General features: G+C 71.7%; 21 protein-coding genes and 1 pseudogene. 11 read left to right on the top strand and 11 right to left on the bottom strand.

Annotation, left to right across the window (positions count from 1 at the left end; all coding sequences use genetic code 11):
- Positions 1-121 precede the first annotated feature (121 nt).
- A complete protein-coding gene (locus ACIQRL_RS01480) occupies positions 122-1015 on the bottom strand; it encodes a chitosanase (RefSeq protein ID WP_401325509.1) in 894 nt (297 codons plus the stop codon).
- Positions 1016-1194: 179 nt separating this feature from the next.
- Here ACIQRL_RS01480 and ACIQRL_RS01475 point away from each other — a divergent pair.
- A pseudogene (locus ACIQRL_RS01475) lies at positions 1195-2397 on the top strand (RNA-guided endonuclease InsQ/TnpB family protein); the annotation flags it as partial.
- 287 nt (positions 2398-2684) lie between these two features.
- Here the strand turns inward: ACIQRL_RS01475 and ACIQRL_RS01470 are convergent.
- Positions 2685-3605 carry a rhomboid family intramembrane serine protease gene (locus ACIQRL_RS01470; RefSeq protein WP_401325507.1) on the bottom strand — a complete coding sequence of 307 codons (921 nt, stop codon included), beginning with the start codon at positions 3603-3605 and terminating at the stop codon, positions 2685-2687.
- A 172-nt stretch (positions 3606-3777) separates the two neighbouring features.
- Here ACIQRL_RS01470 and ACIQRL_RS01465 point away from each other — a divergent pair, with 172 nt between their 5' ends.
- The 3 genes from ACIQRL_RS01465 to ACIQRL_RS01455 all read left to right on the top strand — a co-directional run bounded on the left by ACIQRL_RS01465 (position 3778) and on the right by ACIQRL_RS01455 (position 6791).
- Positions 3778-4497, top strand: a complete 720-nt coding sequence (locus ACIQRL_RS01465) for a vWA domain-containing protein (RefSeq protein WP_401325505.1) — start codon at positions 3778-3780, stop codon at positions 4495-4497.
- Positions 4494-5048 (top strand): HutD family protein, encoded by a 555-nt coding sequence (locus ACIQRL_RS01460; RefSeq protein ID WP_401325502.1) that lies wholly within the window; start codon positions 4494-4496, stop codon positions 5046-5048. Before ACIQRL_RS01465 ends, ACIQRL_RS01460 begins: the two co-directional genes overlap by 4 nt.
- Before the next feature lie 81 nt (positions 5049-5129).
- On the top strand, positions 5130-6791 hold the full coding sequence (locus ACIQRL_RS01455; protein ID WP_401325499.1) for a cytochrome bc complex cytochrome b subunit: 1662 nt from the start codon (positions 5130-5132) through the stop codon (positions 6789-6791).
- Here the strand turns inward: ACIQRL_RS01455 and ACIQRL_RS01450 are convergent.
- Together ACIQRL_RS01450 and ACIQRL_RS01445 are read right to left on the bottom strand one after the other, a co-directional pair.
- Positions 6766-7764, bottom strand: a complete 999-nt coding sequence (locus ACIQRL_RS01450; protein ID WP_401325496.1) for an acyl-CoA dehydrogenase family protein — start codon at positions 7762-7764, stop codon at positions 6766-6768. The genes ACIQRL_RS01455 and ACIQRL_RS01450 overlap by 26 nt on opposite strands.
- Positions 7764-8909 (bottom strand): acyl-CoA dehydrogenase family protein, encoded by a 1146-nt coding sequence (locus ACIQRL_RS01445; RefSeq protein WP_401325494.1) that lies wholly within the window; start codon positions 8907-8909, stop codon positions 7764-7766. The genes ACIQRL_RS01450 and ACIQRL_RS01445 overlap by 1 nt, the downstream gene beginning before the upstream one ends.
- Before the next feature lie 165 nt (positions 8910-9074).
- On the opposite strand from ACIQRL_RS01445, the gene ACIQRL_RS01440 reads away from it, so the two are divergent.
- The 3 genes from ACIQRL_RS01440 to ACIQRL_RS01430 are packed head-to-tail and all read left to right on the top strand — an operon-like array spanning position 9075 to position 11699.
- Positions 9075-9866 (top strand): SDR family oxidoreductase, encoded by a 792-nt coding sequence (locus ACIQRL_RS01440; protein ID WP_401325491.1) that lies wholly within the window; start codon positions 9075-9077, stop codon positions 9864-9866.
- Between the two features lie 15 nt (positions 9867-9881).
- On the top strand, positions 9882-10499 hold the full coding sequence (locus tag ACIQRL_RS01435) for a TetR/AcrR family transcriptional regulator (RefSeq protein WP_401325488.1): 618 nt from the start codon (positions 9882-9884) through the stop codon (positions 10497-10499).
- Between the two features lie 42 nt (positions 10500-10541).
- Positions 10542-11699, top strand: a complete 1158-nt coding sequence (locus ACIQRL_RS01430) for an acetyl-CoA C-acetyltransferase (protein WP_401325486.1) — start codon at positions 10542-10544, stop codon at positions 11697-11699.
- A 92-nt stretch (positions 11700-11791) separates the two neighbouring features.
- Here the strand turns inward: ACIQRL_RS01430 and ACIQRL_RS01425 are convergent, their stop codons facing one another.
- Genes ACIQRL_RS01425 through ACIQRL_RS01405 form a run of 5 tightly spaced genes read right to left on the bottom strand, consistent with a single transcriptional unit; the run spans position 11792 to position 15894 of the window.
- Entirely contained in the window at positions 11792-12433 is a 642-nt protein-coding gene (locus tag ACIQRL_RS01425) for an SIMPL domain-containing protein (RefSeq protein ID WP_401325483.1), read from the bottom strand.
- Between the two features lie 8 nt (positions 12434-12441).
- Positions 12442-13494, bottom strand: coding sequence for an NAD(P)H-dependent flavin oxidoreductase (locus ACIQRL_RS01420; protein ID WP_401325480.1), 1053 nt, complete (start codon positions 13492-13494; stop codon positions 12442-12444).
- Positions 13494-14282: a CoA-transferase subunit beta gene (locus ACIQRL_RS01415; RefSeq protein ID WP_401325477.1), complete on the bottom strand. Its 789-nt coding sequence runs from the start codon at positions 14280-14282 to the stop codon at positions 13494-13496. The genes ACIQRL_RS01420 and ACIQRL_RS01415 overlap by 1 nt, the downstream gene beginning before the upstream one ends.
- Positions 14279-15145 (bottom strand): CoA transferase subunit A, encoded by an 867-nt coding sequence (locus ACIQRL_RS01410; protein WP_401325474.1) that lies wholly within the window; start codon positions 15143-15145, stop codon positions 14279-14281. The genes ACIQRL_RS01415 and ACIQRL_RS01410 overlap by 4 nt, the downstream gene beginning before the upstream one ends.
- Positions 15142-15894: an enoyl-CoA hydratase family protein gene (locus ACIQRL_RS01405; RefSeq protein ID WP_401325471.1), complete on the bottom strand. Its 753-nt coding sequence runs from the start codon at positions 15892-15894 to the stop codon at positions 15142-15144. The genes ACIQRL_RS01410 and ACIQRL_RS01405 overlap by 4 nt, the downstream gene beginning before the upstream one ends.
- Before the next feature lie 130 nt (positions 15895-16024).
- Here ACIQRL_RS01405 and ACIQRL_RS01400 point away from each other — a divergent pair, with 130 nt between their 5' ends.
- Together ACIQRL_RS01400 and ACIQRL_RS01395 are read left to right on the top strand one after the other, a co-directional pair.
- Positions 16025-16780: an SDR family oxidoreductase gene (locus ACIQRL_RS01400; RefSeq protein ID WP_401327992.1), complete on the top strand. Its 756-nt coding sequence runs from the start codon at positions 16025-16027 to the stop codon at positions 16778-16780.
- Entirely contained in the window at positions 16777-17691 is a 915-nt protein-coding gene (locus ACIQRL_RS01395; RefSeq protein WP_401325468.1) for an SDR family oxidoreductase, read from the top strand. Before ACIQRL_RS01400 ends, ACIQRL_RS01395 begins: the two co-directional genes overlap by 4 nt.
- A 125-nt stretch (positions 17692-17816) precedes the next feature.
- Here ACIQRL_RS01395 and ACIQRL_RS01390 read toward each other — a convergent pair whose 3' ends face one another.
- Together ACIQRL_RS01390 and ACIQRL_RS01385 are read right to left on the bottom strand one after the other, a co-directional pair.
- Positions 17817-18563, bottom strand: coding sequence for an ankyrin repeat domain-containing protein (locus ACIQRL_RS01390; protein ID WP_401325465.1), 747 nt, complete (start codon positions 18561-18563; stop codon positions 17817-17819).
- A 115-nt stretch (positions 18564-18678) separates the two neighbouring features.
- Positions 18679-19572 (bottom strand): hypothetical protein, encoded by an 894-nt coding sequence (locus ACIQRL_RS01385; protein WP_401325462.1) that lies wholly within the window; start codon positions 19570-19572, stop codon positions 18679-18681.
- A gap of 232 nt (positions 19573-19804) precedes the next feature.
- Here ACIQRL_RS01385 and ACIQRL_RS01380 point away from each other — a divergent pair, with 232 nt between their 5' ends.
- Together ACIQRL_RS01380 and ACIQRL_RS01375 are read left to right on the top strand one after the other, a co-directional pair.
- Positions 19805-20587, top strand: a complete 783-nt coding sequence (locus ACIQRL_RS01380) for a S1 family peptidase (RefSeq protein WP_401325459.1) — start codon at positions 19805-19807, stop codon at positions 20585-20587.
- Between the two features lie 196 nt (positions 20588-20783).
- Positions 20784-21128: a chorismate mutase gene (locus ACIQRL_RS01375; RefSeq protein ID WP_401325456.1), complete on the top strand. Its 345-nt coding sequence runs from the start codon at positions 20784-20786 to the stop codon at positions 21126-21128.
- Positions 21129-21288 lie beyond the last annotated feature (160 nt).

Raw genomic sequence — 21288 nt, 5'->3', positions numbered from 1 at the left:
CCTGACGGTCACTCACAAGCGTCCCGCACAAAGGCGTGCGGAACACGAGACGGCGCCTGCCTCACTGTCCCCGACCGGACGACCTGGCAGGCGCCGCCGCATGCCCCGGTGTTTCTCCCGCTCACGGCACGCGGTACGTCTCGCCGTACACCTTCCACCGCAGCGGTGTGTGCAGGTCGAGGTTCCCGTCGTAGAGGAACTGGCGCTGGGCCGTGTCGATGCGGGTGGTGTCGCGCTTCGGGTTCTTGGACTTCATGGCCTCACGGCGGATGTCCAGGAAGATGTCGAGGTACGCCTTCTCGTCACCGCCGTCGGACGGCAGGTTCGCCTCGCGCAGGGCGCGCTCGCGCAGCCCGTAGAAGCCGTCGGCGCTGGTGCCGGGACCGTGCATCACCATGGCGTCGTAGTAGATGAACTGGCCGAGCGTGCCGAGCCCGTCGAGCTTGGCGAGCCGGACGGCGGGGTCGAAGTAGACGCTGTCGCGTTCGTGGTCCTGGGCCGCGCGGAACGCGGCGAGGCCGGCCTCGTGGCGCCAGGCCGCGGGAAAGCCCGGGTCCAGGCCCTCGTGGGAGTCGGTGCCGTCGACCTTGCGCAGCGCCGGGAGATAGCGGGCGAGCCCGTTGTCCGGGTGCTCCTTGGTGTAGCGCTCGACGAGGGTGAGCAGGTCGTGGGTGCCGGTGCAGAAGCCGATGATGCCCGCCGTGTAGCCCTGGCCGTCACCGATGTCCTCGATGTAGCCGTACGCCTCGTGCCACTTGAGCGTGGAGTTCTCGGCGCTCGCCACGATCTCCTGGGCCAGCTCCTTCTTGTCCGGAGCGGCGAGGCCCGCCGGCACGTCGTGCACGACCTCGTTGTCGGCCGCCCGCTCGGCCTTGGCCTTCTCACGGGACTGCTGCGAAACGGAGGCCGGGCCCTTGGCATCGGCCGTGGCCGTGCGGTCGGGCGTGGCGAAGTAGACCGCCGACGTGACCAGTACGGGGACGACGGCGAACAGCAGGCAACCCGCACGTTTCATCAGGTGTCCTTCGTGGATACCCCGGCCTTCAGGCCGGGGTGGGGGTACCTCCCGCTTGCGGGGGAGAAATGAAGCTCCTGTGGAGCAGGGCGGGGAAGGCGATTTCCCGCCGGGGCGGATCGCCGCTCACCACCGAAAGTCCGCGGGCAGTCACAATCTGTTGTCGTAGTTTGTGAGCTATGGCCGTGCACGTGAAGCGGGCGTTCAAGTTCCGCTTCTATCCGACGGATGCGCAGGCGGCAGAGCTGTCGCGTACTTTCGGATGTGTACGCAAGGTCTACAACCTGGCTCTCGAAGCCCGTACCGTCGCGTGGTATCAGCGGCGGGAGAGGGTCAACGACAACGCGACCTCGACGATGCTCACCGCGTGGAAGAAGACCGAGGAGCTCGCCTACCTCTCCGAGGTGTCCTCGGTGCCCCTGCAGCAGTGTCTGCGGCACCTGCAAGGAGCATTCACCGGCTTCTTCGAGGGACAGGCGCAGTACCCCCGCTTCAAGTCGCGGAAGAAGTCCCGCCGGTCGGCGGAGTACACCAGCTCGGCGTTCCGCTACCGCGACGGCAGGCTGACGCTCGCCAAGATGAGCGAGCCGCTGGACATCATGTGGTCCCGGCCGCTTCCCGACGGTGCGCAGCCGTCCACGGTGACCGTGTCCCAGGACGCGGCCGGGCGCTGGTTCGTGTCGCTGCTGTGCGACGACACACTCTCCCCGGCACCGGCCACCACGCACGCGGTCGGGATCGACGCGGGGGTCACCTCCCTGGTGACCCTGTCCACCGGGGAGAAGATCACCAACCCCCGGCACGAACGCCGTGACCGCACCCGCCTCGCCAAGGCGCAACGGGAGCTGTCCCGCAAGGAGAAGGGCTCCGCGAACCGGGCCGAGGCGCGCCGCAAGGTGGCCGAGGTCCACGCCCGGATCGCCGACCGGCGCCGCGACCACCTGCACAAGCTCGCGTCTCGACTCGTCCGTGAGAACCAAACGGTCGTGATCGAGGACCTGACCGTCCGCAATATGGTCAAGAACCGCGGGCTCGCCCGGGCCATTTCGGACGCGGCCTGGCGTGAGCTGCGGGAGATGCTGGAGTACAGGTGCGCCTGGTACGGGCGCGACCTCGTCGTGGTCGACCGATGGTTCCCCTCCAGCAAACTGTGCGGGGCCTGCGGCACGATCCGGGCGAAGCTGCCGTTGAACGTCCGTGAGTTGACCTGTGACTGTGGCATGGTGCATGACCGCGACGGGAATGCGGCGAAGAACGTTCTCGCGGCCGGGCTGGCCGTGTCTGCCTGTGGAGACGGTGTAAGACCTCAACGGGAGTCCTCCCGGACGGGGCATTCGTCGACGAAGCAGGAACGCCAGCGGGCGACCGCTGGAACCCCCCGTTCTTGGACGGGGGAGGAAGTCAAGAGGCACAGGGTACGCGTGGATGGCGTACGGCTGAGGGAGCCCTGGTGCCGCACGGATGCAGCACGCCTGTGCCCCTCGGGCACGGCACGCGTGCGCCGCGCGAATACGCCACCCGTGAGCCACCCGGGCCGAGGCCGGTCCGGCGTTCGGGCGGGGCCTGCGCGTTGCTGGGCCCTGACACGGGGGTAGGGGGCTGTTGCTTGCCTGCCGGCCCGGGGTCACGGCCCGCGCCGCGGCAGGCCCGGCCACCGCCCGACGCCGAGTTACACCGCGCCGGTTCTCAGCGCCGACACCTTCAGCACCGTGAGGACCACCAGTACTGCGAGGAGCCCCACGCACACGGCCGCCTGGATCGGCGCCCGCAGACGGCCGCGGGGAGCGTACGCGTAGGCCGCCGTCACGACTCCGCCCGCCAGCAGCCCGCCCAGGTGGCCCTGCCAGGACGTGAGCCCCGCAGAGATCAGCAGCCAGATCAGCAGGCCCCCCATGAACCGGTTGACGTTCCCCATGTCCGCGCCGAGCCGCCGGGCCATCACGTAGTACGCGGCGCCGATGCCGAAGATCGCGCCCGAGGCGCCGAGCGTCTGCTCCTGCGGTGCGAGCAGCAGCACGAGGACCGAGCCGCCGAGCGCCGACAGCAGATACAGCGCCAGATAGCGGACCCGGCCGAGCTGGGCCTCGACGGTCCGGCCGATGTTCCACAGCGCGAACATGTTCATCGCGATGTGAGCGATCCCGAAGGTGCCCTCGGTGGGTGGCAGATGCAGGAACGCGCCGGTCAGCAACCGGTACCACTCCCCGTTGACCAAGCCCTCTGCGTGGTAGTCAGGGGAGTACGCGGCGTCCCAGAGGTAGTGACCCCCGTCCGTGCCCACCAGACCGGCGCCGAGCATCGCGAACCGGTCCACGACCGAGGAGCGCAGCAGTTCGGCCAGGTAGGCCAGCAGATTGAGACCGATGAGGGCGTACGTCACCGCCGGCACCGTCGAGATCCGGCCGCCGAAGGCCGTGCGGGCCTGCCGGACGGACTTCGCGCCCTCCTTCACGCACTCCACGCACTGATGGCCGACGGCGGCCTCGCGCATGCAGCTCGGGCATATGTAGCGGTCGCAGCGGGTGCAGCGCACATGCGACTCCACCTTGGGGTGGCGGTAACAGGTGGTGACGGCGGACTCGGACTCCACGGCCGGCTCCTCGGAACGCACGGGCAAGGGATGACGGTGAGCCGGTGGGGACGGCGAAGATCAAAATAGCGACACTCCGGGCGCAGGGGAACGGCAGGGTCCGGGAGGCGGACGGGCCGACACCGTGACGTAATCTCGGCGTTCCGTGACCCTCGCGCGACGGGAGCCCCGTATGGCCGGAATCAGCCTCACCAAGGTCGAGGAGACCGCGCCCGCGCTGGTCGGCGCGTACAAGAGCGCCGGGGTCTGCCTCACCAAGCACGGGCTGAGCGGACAACGGGCCGCCGTGTACCTGGTGGTCGACTACTCGGGCTCGATGAAGCCGTACTACGACGACGGCAGCGTGCAGGCCCTCGCCGACCAGGTGCTCGGTCTGTCCGCCCACCTGGACGACGACGGCACCGTCCCGGTCGTCTTCTTCTCCACGGACGTCGACGCGGTCACCGACATCGCGCTCGACAACCACCAGGGGCGGATCGAACGGATCGCGGCCGGGCTCGGCCACATGGGCAGGACCAGCTACCACCTCGCGATGGACGCCGTCATCGACCACTACCTCGACAGCGGCTCCAGGGCCCCGGCCCTCGTCGTCTTCCAGACCGACGGGGGGCCGATCAACAAGCTCGCCGCCGAACGGTACTTGTGCAAGGCGGCCCGGCTGCCGCTGTTCTGGCAGTTCATAGGGTTCGGTGACCCGGGCAGCCGCCAGTTCGACTTCCTGCGCAAGCTCGACGAGTTGGCCGTACCGCAGAAGCGGGTCGTCGACAACGCCGGTTTCTTCCACGCCGGTTCGGATCCGCGGAAGGTGACCGACGGGGAGCTGTACGACCGCCTGGTGGCGGAGTTCCCGCAGTGGCTGGCGGCGGCGCGGGCCCACGGGATCGTCGCGTGACCGCGGACCTGCTGCCCGCGGCGGGGCGGACCGCTGTGCCCTGGAAGAACGGCGGCGGGGTCACCCGGGAGATCGTCGTCCGGCCCGAGGGCGCGGACATGTCCGGCTTCGCGTGGCGGGTGAGCCTGGCCGACGTCGATGCCGACGGGCCGTTCTCGGCGTTCACCGGGGTGGACCGGATTCTCACCATGGTCGAGGGCGTCGGCATGGACCTGACCGTCGGCGGCGAGCACCGGCGCGTGGACACCCGGTATGTGCCCCAGCGCTTTCCCGGGGACCTGCCCACCGACTGCCGGCTGCTCGCGGGCCCGGTCATGAACCTCAACGTCATGTGGCGCCGGGACGGTCCGCCGGCGCCGGAGGTCGAGGTGCTGCATCCCCGGCTGCCCGTCCTCGTCCCGGCGGGACCGGCCGTGCTGGTCGTCGCGCTCGGAGAGTCCGCCGAGGTGAGGGGCCGGGTGCTCGGGCGGTACGACGCCGTGCTGCTGACCCACGACGACGCCGCACTCCGGGCGCCGGGTCCCGTCGCCGTGATCCGCTCGGCCCCATGAGCGTTTCCTCGCCTTGGCGTACGTCGCACCGTTGGCTTCCGGGAAGGGGCGTGCCACCCTGGTGGGCCGAGGGGGCGGCTTATGGGTGCGCGAGAGATCAACTCAACCCGGAACGACGAGACTTCAGGTACCCGGCGACGAGCCGAGACCGGCAAGGGTGAGCGGCTCGCCGACTGGGCCGACGGACGACTCGGCCTCTACTCACTGGCCAGGGCCAATATGCGCAAGGTCTTCCCGGACCACTGGTCGTTCATGCTGGGAGAGGTCTGCCTCTACAGCTTCCTCGTCCTGATCATCACGGGCGTCTACCTCACCCTGTTCTTCGAGCCGAGCGGCGTCGAGGTCGTCTACCACGGCTCGTACGTCCCGCTGAACGGCATCACCATGACGCGGGCCTACGAGTCCACGCTGCACATCAGCTTCGACGTGCGCGGCGGACTGCTGATCCGGCAGATCCACCACTGGGCGGCGCTCGTCTTCCTCGCCGGGATGCTCGTCCACATGATGCGGGTGTTCTTCACCGGCGCGTTCCGCAAGCCGCGCGAGGTCAACTGGCTGTTCGGCTGGACCCTGTTGATGCTCGGCCTCATCACCGGCCTGACCGGCTACTCGCTCCCCGACGACCTGCTCTCCGGGACCGGCGTCCGCTTCGCGCAGGGCGCCATCCTGTCGATCCCCGTCGTGGGGACGTACATCTCCTTCTTCCTCTTCGGTGGCGAGTTCCCGGGGCACGACATCATCCCGAGGTTCTTCCCCGTCCACGTCCTGCTGCTGCCGGGCATCATGCTGGGACTGGTCGTCGCCCATCTGATCCTGGTCTTCCACCACAAGCACACGCAGTACCCGGGGCCCGGACGCGACCAGAAGTCGGTCGTCGGCATGCCCTTCATGCCCGTCTACATGGCCAAGGCCGGCGGCTTCTTCTTCCTGGTCTTCGGAGTCCTGGCGATCATGGGCGCGATCGCCACCGTCAACCCCGTATGGGCCTTCGGTCCCTACCGCCCCGACCTGGTGACCACCGGCGCACAGCCCGACTGGTACCTAGGCTTCTCCGAAGGGCTCATCCGGGTGATGCCGGGATGGGAGATCAACGCCTTCGGCCACACGCTCCAGTTGGGCGTCCTCATCCCCTTCACGCTCTTCCCGCTCATCATGACCGCCATCGCCGTCCACCCGTTCATCGAGGCATGGGTCACCGGGGACCGGCGCGAGCACCACATCCTGGACCGGCCGCGCAACGTGCCCACCCGCACCGCCCTCGGCGTCGCCTGGCTCACGCTGTACGCCGTCCTGCTGGTCGGCGGCGGCAACGACCTGTGGGCCACCCACTTCCATCTGTCGATCAACGCGATCACCTGGTTCGTCCGCGTCGCCGTGTTCGCCGGGCCCGCGCTCGCCTACGTCGCCACGAAGCGGATCTGCATGGGGCTGCAACGCGCCGACCGCGACAAGGTGCTGCACGGACGCGAGTCCGGCACGATCAAGATGCTGCCGCACGGCGAGTACGTCGAGGTCCACGAACCGCTCACCCCGGCACAGCGGTTCACCCTCACCCAGCACGAACAGGCGCCGCCCTACGAGATCGGCCCGCTCGTCGACGCGAACGGCGTGGCCCGACGGGTCGGCCCCGCCCACAGACTGCGCGCCCGGCTGGCCCGCGCCCTCTACGGGCCCGACACCCGGATCCCGAAGCCGACAGCCGAGGAGTACCGGGAGCTCACGAGCGGGGACGACCACCACTGAGACCGGCCAGCGCCTCGGTCCTGCACGCGGCCGGGGTGCCCCAGGCCGTCCGCAGGGCGCGAGCCTTGGCGAACCAGAGGGACAGGTCGTACTCGGCCGTGTAGCCGATCGCGCCGTGCAGCTGCAACGCCGTCCGGGCCACGGCGTACGCGGCCTCGCCCGCCGTGACCTTCGCGGCGGCCACGTCCGCCGGTGCCATCGACAGCGCGGCCCCGAACAGCAGCGGACGCGCGAACTCCAGGGCGATCAGCGCGTCCGCGAGCCGGTGCTTGACCGCCTGGAACGAACCGACGGGAACCCCGAACTGCGTGCGCTGCCCGACGTAGCCGACCGTCCGGTCGAGGAGTGCGAGACCGACCCCGAGGGCCTGGGCGGCGGTGGCGAGCCGGGCCCAGGTCAGGGCCCGGCTCGCGGCGCGGGTGACCTGCGGGCCGGTCGCCAGGAGTTCGCCGCCCGTCTCCGGCAGGGCGAGCCGACGGGCCGGGTCCGTGGACGCGCGCACCGGGCCGTGGCCGGGCGCGAGCCACAGAGCGTCGCCGTCCACCGCGAGCAGCACCGTCGCCGCGTCCGCGTCCAGCGCGTACCCGCCGGCCGGGGCCAGCGTGGCGACGCTCTTGCCCGAGGCCAGCCCCGGCAGCAGCCGCTCGGCCGGACCCGGCTCGCCCGACCCGGCCAGTTCGCTCAGCAGGACGGCCGAGGCGACCGTCTCCACCACCGGACCGGGAACCGCGTGCCGCCCCAACTCCACGAATCCGAGGGCCAGTTCCACGGGCAGCGGGCCCACCCCTTCGTACGCCTCCGGGACCGCAAGGGCGAAGAGCCCCGCGTCGGTGAGCCGCGACCACAGGGCCCGGCCGGGCCCGTGGTCGCCGCCGGCCCACGCCCGCACCGCCGACGGCGTGTCCGCCGACGTCAGCATCGCGTCCAGGGAGGCGGCGAAGGCGCGCTGTTCGGGGTCGAGGAGGAAGCGCATCAGCGGCGGCCCTTCGGGAGGCCGAGCAGCCGCTCGGCGATGATGTCGCGCTGGATCTCGTTGGTGCCCGCGTAGATGGGGCCCGCGAGCGAGAAGACATGCCCCTCGGACCACTCGGTGTCCGCCAACTCGCCCTCGGCGCCCAGCAGATCGAGCGCCGTCTCGTGCAGCGCGATGTCGAGCTCCGACCAGAACACCTTGTTCAGGCTGGACTCCGGCCCGATCCTCTCCCCGTCGAGGAACCGCGAGGCGTTGGCGTACGTGAAGAGCTGATAGGCACGGGCGCCGATCACCGCGTCGGCCACCCGGTCGCGCAGGGCCGAGTCGGACGGGTCGCCGTGGGCGCGCCACAACGCGGCCAGCCGGTCGGCGGAGGCCAGGAAACGGCCCGGCGACCGCAGCGTCAGGCCGCGTTCGTTGCCCGCCGTCGACATCGCCACCCGCCAGCCCTGCCCCGGCTCGCCGATCACGTCCTCGTCCGGGACGAACACCTCGTCCAGGAACAGCTCCGCGAAGGCCGGCCTGCCGTCCAGGCGCCCGATGGGGCGGACCGTCACGCCCGGCGCGCGCAGGTCGAACATCACATACGTCAGGCCCTGGTGCGGCTTCGCGAGGCCCGGCTCACTGCGGAACAGGCCGAACGCGCGGTCGGCGAACGCGGCCCGCGACGACCACGTCTTGTGTCCGCTCAGCCGCCAGCCGCCGTCCGCGCGCACGACCCGCGAGGTCAGCGAGGCCAGATCCGAACCCGCCTCCGGCTCGGACCACGCCTGCGCCCAGACCACCTCGCCCGTCGCCATCGGCGGCAGCACCCGGGCGCGCTGCTCCGCGGTGCCGTGGTCGAAGAGGGTCGGCGCGAGCAGGCTGACGCCGTTCTGCCCGACCCGGCCGGGCGCGCCCGCCGCGTGGTACTCCTCCTCGAACGCCAGCCATCCCATCAGGTCCGCGTCCCGGCCGCGGTACGCCGCCGGCCACGACACCACCGACCAGCGGTCCGCGGCCAGTTCGGCCTCCCACTCGCGGTGCGCGGCGAACCCCTGAGCGGTCTCCAGGGAGGGCAGCGGGACCGCCGGGACATGGGCGTCCAGCCAGGCACGGGCCTCGGCGCGGAACGCCTCGTCGGCGGGGGAGCGGGTGAGATCCATCGGCGGCACCTTTCGGCGGCGGGCTCCGGACGGCGGTGGGCTTCGCAGGGCGGTGGGCTTCGAACGGTGGTGGGCTTCGCAGGGCGGTGGGCTTCGGACGGTGGTGGGTTCCGGGAGTGGGCGACAAGCTTCCCTAACAAGTGTTTGGTAGGTTAGCTTGGAGTCATGAGCGACGTCGAGAGTCCGGCGTACGTACCCGGGCACGGGCTGCTGAAGGGCCGCACCGCCGTCATCACCGCCGCCGCTGGCGCAGGCATCGGCGGCGCCACGGCACGCAGATTCCTGGAGGAGGGCGCGCGCGTCCTGATCAGCGACGCGCACCCCCGCCGGCTCAAGGAGACCGCCGAGACCCTCGCGACGGAGTTCGGCACCGGCACGGTGACCGCACTGCCCTGCGACGTCACCGAAGAGGACCAGGTCCAGGCCCTCTTCGACACCGCCACCGACCTCCACGGCCGACTGGACATCGTCGTCAACAACGCGGGCCTCGGCGGCACCTCACCCCTCGTCGACATGACCGACGAACAGTGGTCCAAGGTCCTCGACGTGACCCTGACCGGCACGTTCCGCTGCACCCGCGCGGCACTGCGCCGGCTCAAGGAGCGCGGCGAGGGCGGAGTCGTCGTCAACAACGCCTCCGTCGTCGGCTGGCGCGCCCAGGCCGGACAGGCCCACTACGCCGCCGCGAAGGCGGGCGTCATGGCGCTCACCCGCTGCGCCGCGATCGAGGCCGCCGCGTACGGGGTGCGGGTCAACGCCGTCTCGCCCAGCCTCGCCATGCACCCCCACCTGGTGAAGGTCACCACTCCCGAGCTGCTGGAGGAACTGACCGCCCGCGAGGCCTTCGGCCGGTACGCCGAACCCTGGGAGGTGGCCAACGTGATCGTGTTCCTCGCCTCCGGCTACTCCTCGTACCTGACCGGCGAGGTCGTGTCCGTGAGCAGCCAGCACGCCTGAGGCGACAATGACCGTGTGCCTACCAAGAAGAAGCCCCAGGTGACCGCCACCCCGGAGCGCCGCCGCGAACTGCTCGGCACCGCCGCCGAGGTGTTCGCCGAACAGGGCTACAACGCCACCACCGTACGCAGGATCGCGGACGAGGCCGGGATGCTCGCGGGCAGCCTCTACTACCACTTCGACTCCAAGGAATCGATGCTGGAGGAGATCCTGCGGACCTTCCTCGACGAGCTCTGGGACGGCTACGACACCGTCCTGGACTCCGGACTCGGCCCCCGGGAAACCCTGGAGGCCCTGGTCACCGAATCCTTCCGGGAGATCGACCGGCACCGCGCGGCCGTCGCGATCTACCAGAAGGAGGCCCGGCACCTCGCCGCACAGCAGCGCTTCGCGTTCCTCGCCGAGTCCCAGCGCAACTTCGAGAAGGCGTGGCTGAGCACCCTGGAACGCGGAGTCGACGCCGAGGTCTTCCGGGCCGACCTCGACATCCGCCTCACCTACCGGTTCGTGCGCGACACCGTGTGGGTCGCCGCCTCCTGGTACCGGCCCGGCGGTCAGCACAGCCCGGAGGAGATCGCCCGGCAGTACCTGTCGATGGTGCTCGACGGCATCTCCGTCCGCGAGGAGCCGTAAGGGAATCACCCGCGAACCATCCATGTCAGCGAGGGAGTCGTCATGGCCGAGGCCTACATCGTCGAAGCGGTCCGCACGCCCGTCGGGCGGCGCGGGGGAGGGCTGAGCGGGGTCCACCCGGCCGACCTCGGCGCGCACGTGCTCACCGCCCTGGTCGAACGGTCCGGCGTGGACCCGGCGGCCGTCGAGGACGTCGTCTTCGGCTGCCTGGACACGGTCGGGCCACAGGCCGGGGACATCGCCCGCACGAGCTGGCTGGCGGCCGGACTGCCCGAGGAGGTGCCCGGTGTCACCGTCGACCGGCAGTGCGGGTCCTCCCAGCAGGCCGTGCACTTCGCCGCCCAGGGCGTCCTGTCCGGCACCCAGGACCTGGTCGTCGCCGGCGGCGTGCAGAACATGAGCCAGATCCCCATCGCCTTCGCCTCCCGCCGGGCCGCCGAACCCCTCGGCCTCACCGAGGGTCCCTTCGCGGGCAGCGAGGGCTGGCGCGCCCGCTACGGCGACCGCCCCGTCAACCAGTTCCACGGCGCCGAACTGATCGCCGCCAAATGGGGCATCAGCCGCCGCGACCAGGAGGAGTTCGCCCTCCGCTCCCACCAGCGGGCGGTCCGCGCCGTCGACGAGGGCCGCTTCACCCGCGAGACCGCCGCCCACGGCGAGGTCACGGTCGACGAGGGGCCGCGCCGGGACACCACCCTGGAGAAGATGGCGGCCCTGAAGCCGGTCGCCGAGGGCGGCACCATCACCGCCGCCTGCTCCTCCCAGGTCTCCGACGGCGCCGCCGCGATGCTGCTCGCCTCCGAGCGGGCGGTCCGTGAACACGGCCTGACCCCCCGCGCCCGCGTCCACCACCTCTCGGTGCGCGGCGAGGACCCCATCCGGATGCTCTCGGCCCCCATCCCGGCCACCGCCTACGCCCTGAAGAAGACCGGCATGTCCATCGGCGACATCGACCTCGTCGAGATCAACGAGGCGTTCGCCCCGGTCGTCCTCGCCTGGCTCAAGGAGACCGGCGCCGACCCGGAGAAGGTCAACGTCAACGGCGGCGCGATCGCCCTGGGCCACCCCCTCGGCGCCACGGGCGTGCGCCTGATGACGACGCTCCTGCACGAACTGGATCGCACCGGCGGCCGGTTCGGCCTCCAGACGATGTGCGAGGGCGGCGGCCAAGCGAACGTGACGATCATCGAGCGGCTCTGACGAGGCCGGTGTACGGAGTGGTCCCCCGCCCGCACCGGGCACCGCCGCCTCGCGAAGCCGAGTCCCCGGGAGCCGCGCTTCCCGGACGGACTTCAGCCGCCGAGCGCGAAGCCCAGCAGGACACCGGCGTGGACCTCGACCATGCCCGGGGCCAGATCGCCCTCCGAGCTGCCACCGCCGCCGCCGTGACCCCGATGGCCGCGGAACTCCCAGGACTCCGCGTCCACATCCTGCACATGGAGGACTGCCCCCAGCGAGACGCCCGCCGCCTCCGCGTACACCGTGGCCTTGCGGCGGGCCGCGGCGACAGCCCTGCGCCGCGCCTCGTCCCGCATCGCGGGCTTGTCGAGCACGTCGAAGGTGACCTCGTCGACACGGTTGGCGCCCGCGTCGACCGCGTCCACGATGAGCTGCTGAAGATCGTCGACCGCTTCGATCTCGATGATGTACGACGCCTGGCAGCGGTAGCCGAGGAACTTGCGGCCCGTTCCGTACCCGTCGTACTCGGAGTTGAGCTTGAGCCTGGAGCCGGAGACCGACGCGTCCGGTATCCCGTGCCGGCGCACCGTCTCGCGCAGCCGGGACACCGCCGTCCCCGCCTTGTGGAACGCCTCGTCGGGTGAGGGCTCCTGGACGTCTACGGCCAACTTCACCCGCACCAGCTGCGGTTCGGCCCGTACGCTTCCGGCGCCGAAGACACTGAGGCCCCACGGATCTCTGATCGACTGATTCATTCAGGCATTCAATCACCCCTGATCGCAAGGGTGTTGAGAGTCTCCCGGGCCTCCGCCATCACCCGCTCGACCAGCTCTCCGCACGACGGCAGATCCTCGATCACTCCCGCCACCTGCCCCGACGCCATCGCGCCGAGATCCGTACGCCCGTCCACCATCGACGCCTTGAGGAGCATCGGGGTGTTCGCGGCGAGCAGCACCTGGCTCCAGGACAGGTCCCTGCCGTGCTTCATGGCGAGGCCGTCGCGGATCATCCGGGACCAGGACAGGCCGGAGATCCGCCGGAACCCGGCCGCGCGGCGCACGGCCTGGACGAATGCCCTCGTACGGCCCGCACTCTCCAGGGCGTCGACGAGTTCACTGCGCAGCATGCGGTGCGGCAGCCCGTCGACGGCCGTCGTCACGGTGACGTCCTTCACGGTCGCCGCCAGATACCTCGCCTTCACCGCGTCGGGGACGGTCGAGTCGGAGGTCAGCAGGAAACGCGTGCCCATCGCGATGCCCGCCGCCCCGTAGGCCAGCGCCGCCACCAGCCCCCGCCCGTCGTGGAAGCCGCCCGCCGCCACCACCGGGATGTCCACGGCGTCCACCACCTGGGGCAGCAGCACGCTCGTCGCCACCTCCCCCGTGTGACCGCCGCCCTCGCCGCCCTGCACGATCACCGCGTCGGCCCCCCAGGCGGCCACCTTCTCGGCGTGCCGCCGGGCGCCGACGGACGGCACGACGATCACACCCGCCTCCTTCAGCCCGGCGATCAGCTCGCGCGAAGGGGCGAGCGCGAACGACGCGACGCGCACGCCCTCGTCGACGATGATCCGCACCCGGTCGCCCGCGTCCCCCGCGTCGGCGCGCAGATTCACGCCGAACGGCCGGTCCGTACGGGACTTGACCTCCCGTACCGCGTCGCGGAGCTGGTCGAGTGTCATCGTCGCCGAGGCCAGGATGCCCAGCGCGCCCGCGTTCGCCGTCGCCGAGACCAGGCGGGGCCCCGCCACCCAGCCCATGCCGGTCTGCACGATGGGATACCGGACACCGACGAGTCCGGTCAGTGCGGTCTCCATCAGCGCCCACCCCCGCGCGACGGGCCGGGGGCACCCCGGTCCCGCGCGCCGCTCTCCGGGTCGGGCACCTCCCGGTTCCGCAGTCCCCTCGGGTCGATCACCGTGCGGATCAACTCCAGCTCCTCCAGGGTCGGTTCGCGCGTGAACGGCACCTCGTCCGGGACCGTCAGCCCGAACCCCGTCGCCTCCTGGACCTGCTCGGCGGTGACACCCGGGTGCACGGACACCAGCCGCATGGAGTGGTCGGGCGTCGCGAAGTCGAGGACCGCGAGGTCGGTCACCACGCGGGGGAGGCGATGGAAACGGGTGGCGCTCGGGCCCGCGGCGGCGGCCCGGTCGTACCCCACACCGCACACCATGTCGACCCGCTCCACGAACACGCGCGGGGAATGTCTGGGGATCCAGTAACTGGTCGGATTGTTCAGGGTGTTGACCGGGGCGCCGCGCACGCCGAGGAGCTGGCGCCGGGGCCGGGACCAGTCGCCGACGCACGAGATGTTCTGGTTGCCGAAGCGGTCGATCTGACTCGCGCCCATCATCACGTGCCGCCGCCCGCCGGTCACCGTCGTCAGATGTCTGCGGTACGGCAGCCAGCCCTCCGGGGTGCCGTCGAGGCCGACGAGCAGCGCCTCGCCGTCGGTCAGCAGCAGATCGGGCGAGAAGGTGCGCCGGGCCAGCCGGGCGCCGATGGACGGGATCAGGCCCATGGGACTGGCGAGCACCTCCCCGTTGTCCCGCCAGGCCTCGGCACAGGCGATCACGCAGTACTCCGCTCGGTCGGCGCTCACAGGTCCCGCTCCTTCCGCCAGGCCTGGACGGCGCTCTGATAGGCGTGTTCGCCGCCGCCCAGGAACCGCTCGGCGAACTCGGCGTACGGCGTGCTCGCGTACAGCTTCTGGAAGGCCTCGTCCCGCCCGTAGTCCGGGACGCACGAGGTGAAGTGCGCGCCGTTCGGTGTCTCCACGACGCCCGTCACGGACGACCGCTGGAGCAGCAGGGTCTGCGGCGCGGCCTCCTTGGTCAGCTCCGCCGTGTCGACGATCCGCTCGCAGGAGACGTACGCCGTGTCCGCCGCCTCGCAGAACAGGTCGTCGAAGTACGGGTCCGGGCCCAGGTACTGGCCGTTGCCCAGCCGGTCCGCCCGGTTCATGTGGACCAGCGCCGCGTCCAGGCGCAGCGCGGGCATCGCGACGAGCTCCTCCCGTATCCCCGATTCCGGGTCGGGATACGGTGAAGTGACCGTCCGCAGGCCCGGGTTGACCCGCATCACGTCCGAGCCGAGCCCCGCGCGCACCGGCAGGAACGGCAGCCGGTTCGCCGCCGCGTGCAGCCCCCACATGAACATCGCCTCGTCCACCTCCGTCAGCTCGAACGCGCCGCGCTCGCGGGCCGCCCGATAGTGCGGTTCGAGCGGGATGGAGTCGAGCGTCGCGAACGCGGTGACGAGGGTGCGGATCCGTCCGGCGGCGGCGAGCAGGCCGACGTCCGGGCCGCCGTACGCGACGACGGTGAGATCGGTGATCCCGGTGCGGAGCAGCGCTCTCACCAGGGCCATCGGCTTGCGGCGCGAGCCCCAGCCGCCGATGCCGAGGGTCATCCCGCTCTCCAGCCGGCCGACGACGTCCTGCGCCGACATGGTCTTGTCGCTCACCGGGGGGCCTCCTTGCCGAAGGTGTCACGGACGCGGTCGGCCACTCCGGCGAGATCGGCCTCGAAGGTGAAGCCCTGCTCGAAGCGGTAGCTGCGGCGCACGTCGACGGGATCGATGCCGTTGATCGCGGCCTTGGCGAGCCGGATGAGCTGCCCGTCCTTCGCCGCTATCTCGCGCGCCAGCTCCAGCGCCGCCGCCCGCAGTTCCTCGCGCGCCACGACCCGCCACACCGATCCGTGCGTATGCAGCTCGGCCGCGGTCGCCGTGCGCGAGGTGTAGTACAGGGCGCGCATCAGATGCTGGGGGACGAGACGGGACAGATGCGTGGCCGCGCCGAGCGCGCCGCGGTCCAGCTCGGGCAGGCCGAAGGTGGCGTCCTCGCTCGCCACGATCGCGTCCGCGTTCCCCACGAGTCCTATGCCGCCGCCCAGACAGAAACCGTGCACCGCCGCGACGACCGGCACCTCGCACTCGTACACCGCCGCGAAGGCCTCCGCGCAGCCGCGGTTGGCGCCGATCAGCGCGCCATGGCCGGTGGTGTCGCGCTGCATCTCCTTGATGTCGACACCCGCGTTGAACCCGCGCCCCTCGGCTCCGAGGACGACACAGCGGATCCCGGGGTCGCGGCCCGCCGCGCGCACGGCGTCGGCGAGGTCGAACCAGCCCCGCACCGGCAGCGCGTTCACCGGCGGGAAGTCGACCGTGACGACGGAAATCCCCTTTTCCGGGGACGAGGTGGAGACACCCATGGGCACATCAGCTACCTTTCCACCAAACGTTTGTTAGGTGTGATGCGAAGCTAGCAGCGATCGCGGCCGCGCGGGAGGCCCTGTGGACAACGTGGACACCGAGGACGCCGAGGAGCGCGAGGGTGCCCCCGTGGACCTCGGCGGCCGGACCGTCGTCGTCACCGGCGGCACCCGAGGGGTCGGGGCGGGGATCGCGCGGGCCTTCGCGCGGGCCGGCGCGCACGTCGTGGTCTGCGCCCGCCGGCCACCCGAAGTCCCCCTCGAGGGCGCCGACTTCGTCCCCGTCGACCTGCGTGACCCGGCCGCCGTGCGGGCCTTCTTCGACGCCCTTCCCCGGCTCGACGTCCTGGTCAACAACGCGGGCGGCGCCCCCTACCGCCCGCTCGCCGAGGCGGACGCCGAGCGGCACGCCCGGGTGATCGAACTCAACCTCACCGCCCCGCTCACCGCGTCGATCGCCGCGTACGAACACCTCAGGCGGGCCCGGGGCTCCATCGTGATGATCGGCAGCGTGAGCGGATCGCGCCCCTCGCCCGGTTCGGCGGCCTACGGAGCGGCCAAGGCGGGACTGGAGAACCTGGCCCGTTCGATGGCCGTCGAGTGGGCGCCCCGGATCCGGGTCAACACCCTGGTCGTCGGCATGGTCCGCACCGAACTGGCCCATCTGCACTACGGCGGCGAGGACGGCCTCGCCGCCGTCGCCCGCACCGTCCCGCTGGGCCGCCTCGCCCAGCCGTCCGACGTCGGCGCCGCCGCCGTCTTCCTCGCCTCCGACGCCGCCGCGTACATCAGCGGCGCCTCGATCCTCGTCCACGGAGGCGGCGAGCGGCCCGCCTTCCTCGACGCCGCCACCGCGAACAAGGACCAGCAGGGAGAAGTGGGATGAGCGCACGATTGCTGTGTGACGGGCGGGTCGTGATCGTCACGGGTGCGGGCCGCGGGCTCGGCAGGGCGCACGCGCTGGCCTACGCCGCGGAGGGCGCCCGGCTCGTCGTGAACGACCTCGGCGTCGGCCTGGACGGCACCCCCGCGGCGGACAGCCCGGCCCGTCAGGTCGCCGAGGAGATCCGCGCGGCGGGCGGCGAGGCGGTGGCCCACGGCGGTGACATCGCGACGGCCGACGGCGCGGCCTCCGTCGTCCGCGCCGCCCTGGAGACGTACGGACGTCTCGACACACTGGTCAACAACGCCGGGTTCCTGCGCGACCGGATGCTGGTCAACCTCGACGAGGACGACTGGGACGCCGTGCTGCGGGTCCACCTGAAGGGGCACTTCCTGCCGCTCCGGCACGCGGCGGCGCACTGGCGGTCCGAGGCGAAGGCGGGCCGCGCGCCCGATGCCCGGGTCGTCAACACCAGCAGCGGAGCGGGCCTGCTGGGGTCGGTCGGGCAGGGCAACTACAGCGCCGCCAAGGCCGGCATCGTCGCTCTGACGCTGGTCGCGGCGGCCGAGATGGGACGGTACGGCGTCCAGGTGAACGCCATCGCCCCGGCCGCCCGTACCCGCATGACCGAGCGGACCTTCGCCGACACGATGGCCGCCCCCGGCAGCGGATTCGACGCCATGGCCGCGGGCAACGTCTCGCCGCTGGTCGTCTGGCTCGGATCGGCCGCGAGCGCCGGGGTCACCGGCCGCGTCTTCGAGACCGAGGGCGGCCGGATCACCGTGATGGAGGGCTGGCGCCCGGGCCCGAGCGCCGACAAGGGCTCCCGGTGGACCCCGGCGGAGGCAGGCGAGACGACCCGGAAACTCCTGGCGGAGGCGGAGACCCCGGGGGCGGTGTACGGCACACCGTAGGACGCTCGACGTGCCCCGCCCGTCCGGCACCGGGCCCCCGGGGCGGGGCTGCGTCGGAGCGGGGACAGCGGTCAGGGACGGGTGGGCACTCGGGTCTGCGGCTGGACCGCCCGCCGGGCCGGCGTTCAGCGGCCGGGGCGTGTCGTGCTTGCCTTCAGCAGGGTGATGATCTCCGTGTGGCCGGTCTGGAGGTCGTCGCCGGCGAAGGGCCGGCCCTGGGCGTCGAGGAGCTGGACCTCGACGGTGATGCCCTCGGGGGACGGGTGGCGCTGGGTCACGCAGGGGTGGCCGGGGCCGTGCGTACGGGCCAGGCTCGCCAGGAGTTCCGCCTCGACGCCCACGCCGAGCAGCCGGCGGGCCTCCGCCAGCGCCTCGCCCCGGGCGCCCGCCCCGTGAGCGAGCAGGGCCCGTACGCAGCCCACCGAGCCCCGGTGCGCGGCCGACACCAGCGGGGGCTCGCCCGTCGGCCCGGGCCGGTCGGGATTCGCGCCCGCCAGAAGGAGCGCCTCCGCCACGGCGGTGTGACCCCGCCGCAGGGCCCAGGTCAGCGCGGTGAAACCGAACGCCTCGACGGTGTCCGGGTTCGCCCCGGCCGCGAGCAGCGCGCGTACCACCTCCGTGTGACCACCGCAGGCCGCGCCGCACAGGGGAGCGTCCGTGCCCAGGCTGAGGCGGTCGGGCTGGGCGCCGGTGGCCAGCAGCAGCCGGACGACGCCCGGCCGGTCGCTCACCGCCGCGAGATACAGCGCGCTCTGGCCGTCCTCGTCGACCGCCTCGGCGCTCACCCCGGCGCGCAGCAGCCGTACGACCGCGTCCTCGTCCCCCTCGTACACGGCGGGGAAGAGTTCCGCGGTGGGGTCGTTCGTGCTCATCCTTCGACCCTCGCTCGCCACGGACACGCGAGGCAAAGACTTTTGGGGTGTTCTGCCTCACCACCCTCACCCCGCGGGCGCCCGCCCTCCCCTCGGGCCGCCCGCGGCGCGGCCATTACGTGTCGCACTCCAGCACCGTCCGGCACAGCGCGCACCGTGCCCGCACCCGGCCGCGTACCGGCACCCGGATGCGCTGGTGGCAGGTCGGGCACGGGAAGGACACGCGCAGCGGGCCGCGGGCGTCGGGCGCGAAGACGTAGGGGACGCCGGAGTGGTCGGGGGCGCGGTGGTCCTGGGCGTGGCGGCGGTCCCTGGCGTAGCGGCGGCGGCCCGCCCAGCCCGCCGCGGTCAGCGGGGGCTGCTGCTCGTCGAGGCGGGCCCGCGCCATGCCCTTGGTGTACGCGGTGTACGCCTGCGGGCTGGTGAACCACACCGAGGGGTCCTCACCGAAGACCAGGGCTCGCTTGGCGAGGACGTATCCGAACTCCTCGGGCGTCAGATAGCCGAGCTTCTGCGAGGACGTGCCGTCCTCGCGGTAGGCGTCCAGGAGGAGCCAGCCCGCGCCGAGGTAGGCGGCGGCCGTGTCCGTGAGGATCTCGTTGTCGCGGGTTCCGGGGAACTCCAGGTCCAGACGGTGCAGATAGACGTGCATCACCTCGTGGGCGAGAGCGGCGCCGATGTCCCTGCGGTGGGTGCGGAAGCGGTCGTTGAGCTCGATGAAGTACTCGGGCCCCGCGGCGAGTTCGACGTGCGCCGCGTGGGTCATCTCGCGGAAGCCGACGATCATCCGGGCGTCCGGCAGCCGGTAGTGCAGCACCATCTCGCGGGCCACGCGCTGGGCGCCCAGATGCAGGTCGTCGACATCGGCGAAGGCCACGTCGGCCGGGGCCACGCTGGTCGCGAAGGTGTGGATGGTGTCGTACGAGAGCCGCTTGTAGAGCGCCGTGATCGACGCCCGCACCGTGTCCAGATGCGGGTAGCCGTGCTCGACGGGTCCGCCGTTCGCCACGCCCGCACCCCCAGAAGACGCCGGAACTCCTCTCCACTGTAAGCGGGGTTCCTCCCGGTGGCGGGGGAGCGGAGGCGGGCAGCGGCACGGGTCGGACGGCGACTGGCCGGAATGCCGCTCTTGCCCGGTACGGCGGCCGGTCCCCATACTCCCCACCAGCTTGGCAGGAGCATGCCATAAACCGTTTCCTGTGCGCCTGCCCTGCGGACAACCCCCCACGAAAGGAAGCGCGTTGAAGTCTCCCAAGAAGCTCGGCGTCATCAGAAGACTGCTCGCCGTCGGAGCCGTCGCACTCGCCGCCGTCTCCCTCCAGCCGCTGTCCGCACACGCCGCACCCGAACCCGTCGTCGGCGGCACACGCGCCGCCCAGGGCGAGTTCCCGTTCATGGTCCGCCTCTCCATGGGCTGCGGCGGAGCCCTCTACACCAAGAGCATCGTCCTGACCGCCGCGCACTGCGTGAACGGCTCGGGCACCAACACCTCCATCACCGCCACCGCCGGCGTCGTCGACCTGCAGAGCGGCAGCGCCGTCAAGGTCAAGTCCACCAAGGTGCTCCAGGCCCCCGGCTACACCGGCAAGGGCAAGGACTGGGCCCTCATCAAACTCGCCAAGCCCATCGAGCAGCCCACCCTGAAGATCGCCACCAACACCGCCTACAACAACGGCGACTTCACCATCGCAGGCTGGGGCGCCGCCCGTGAAGGCGGCGGACAGCAGCGCTACCTGCTCAAGGCCACCGTCCCCTTCGTCGACGACGCCACCTGTCAGCAGGCGTACGGCAGCGACCTCGTCCCCAGCGACGAGATCTGCGCCGGATTCGTCGCCCAGGGCGGCGTCGACACCTGCCAGGGCGACTCCGGCGGACCCATGTTCCGCAAGGACGACACCGGCGCCTACCTCCAGGTCGGGATCGTCAGCTGGGGCCAGGGCTGCGCGGAACCCGGATACCCCGGCGTCTACAGCGAGGTCTCGACCTTCGCCGCAGACATAGCCAAGGCGGCCGCCGGCCTCTGACCCCGCAACCCGTACCAGCACCAGCACCACATGCACCAGTGGGCGCCCGTGACCCCGGTCGCGGGCGCCCGCCAGGACGTGCGCTTGCACAAGGTGCTCGCCGGACCACGACCGTGAGGACTTCCCCCTTCGGCGTGTCCCGCCGGACGGTGCCGCCCATGATCGGACCGCCGCGGGCCGCGTAGGGTTGGATGCCATGACCACCAGCAAGCCCCAGGAAGTCGATCCCGCCGTCCGCACGGAACTCGCCCGCCTGCGCGACAGCATCGACAACATCGACGCCGCCGTCGTCCACATGCTCGCCGAGCGCTTCAAATGCACTCAGCAGGTCGGCCACCTCAAAGCCGCCCACCAGCTCCCGCCCGCGGACCCCTCCCGCGAGGCCCACCAGATCGCCCGGCTCCGCAGCCTCGCCGAGAACGCCAAGCTGGATCCGGCCTTCGCCGAAAAACTGCTGAATTTCATCATCGCCGAGGTCATCAGGCACCACGAGCGCATCGCGGACGACGCGGGCACCGTCACGGCCGACCCGGGGGAGTGACACCAGGGGCCCACAGAGGGCATCCTGCGCTGTGCACTCCCGCACACTCCACTCCGCACACTTCCCGCCCAACACACAGCGCCCGTGGGCCCCGTCGAGCACGCCACGCCCGTCCTCGACGACGAGCACCTCCGCCACCACCACGGGCCCGCGTCGTGCG

This window comes from Streptomyces sp. NPDC091209 (genome assembly GCF_044757755.1).
In the GTDB taxonomy this organism is placed as follows: domain Bacteria; phylum Actinomycetota; class Actinomycetes; order Streptomycetales; family Streptomycetaceae; genus Streptomyces.
The sequence above is the reverse complement of the archived record's forward strand: the minus strand, read 5'-3'. Positions and strand labels throughout refer to the sequence as shown.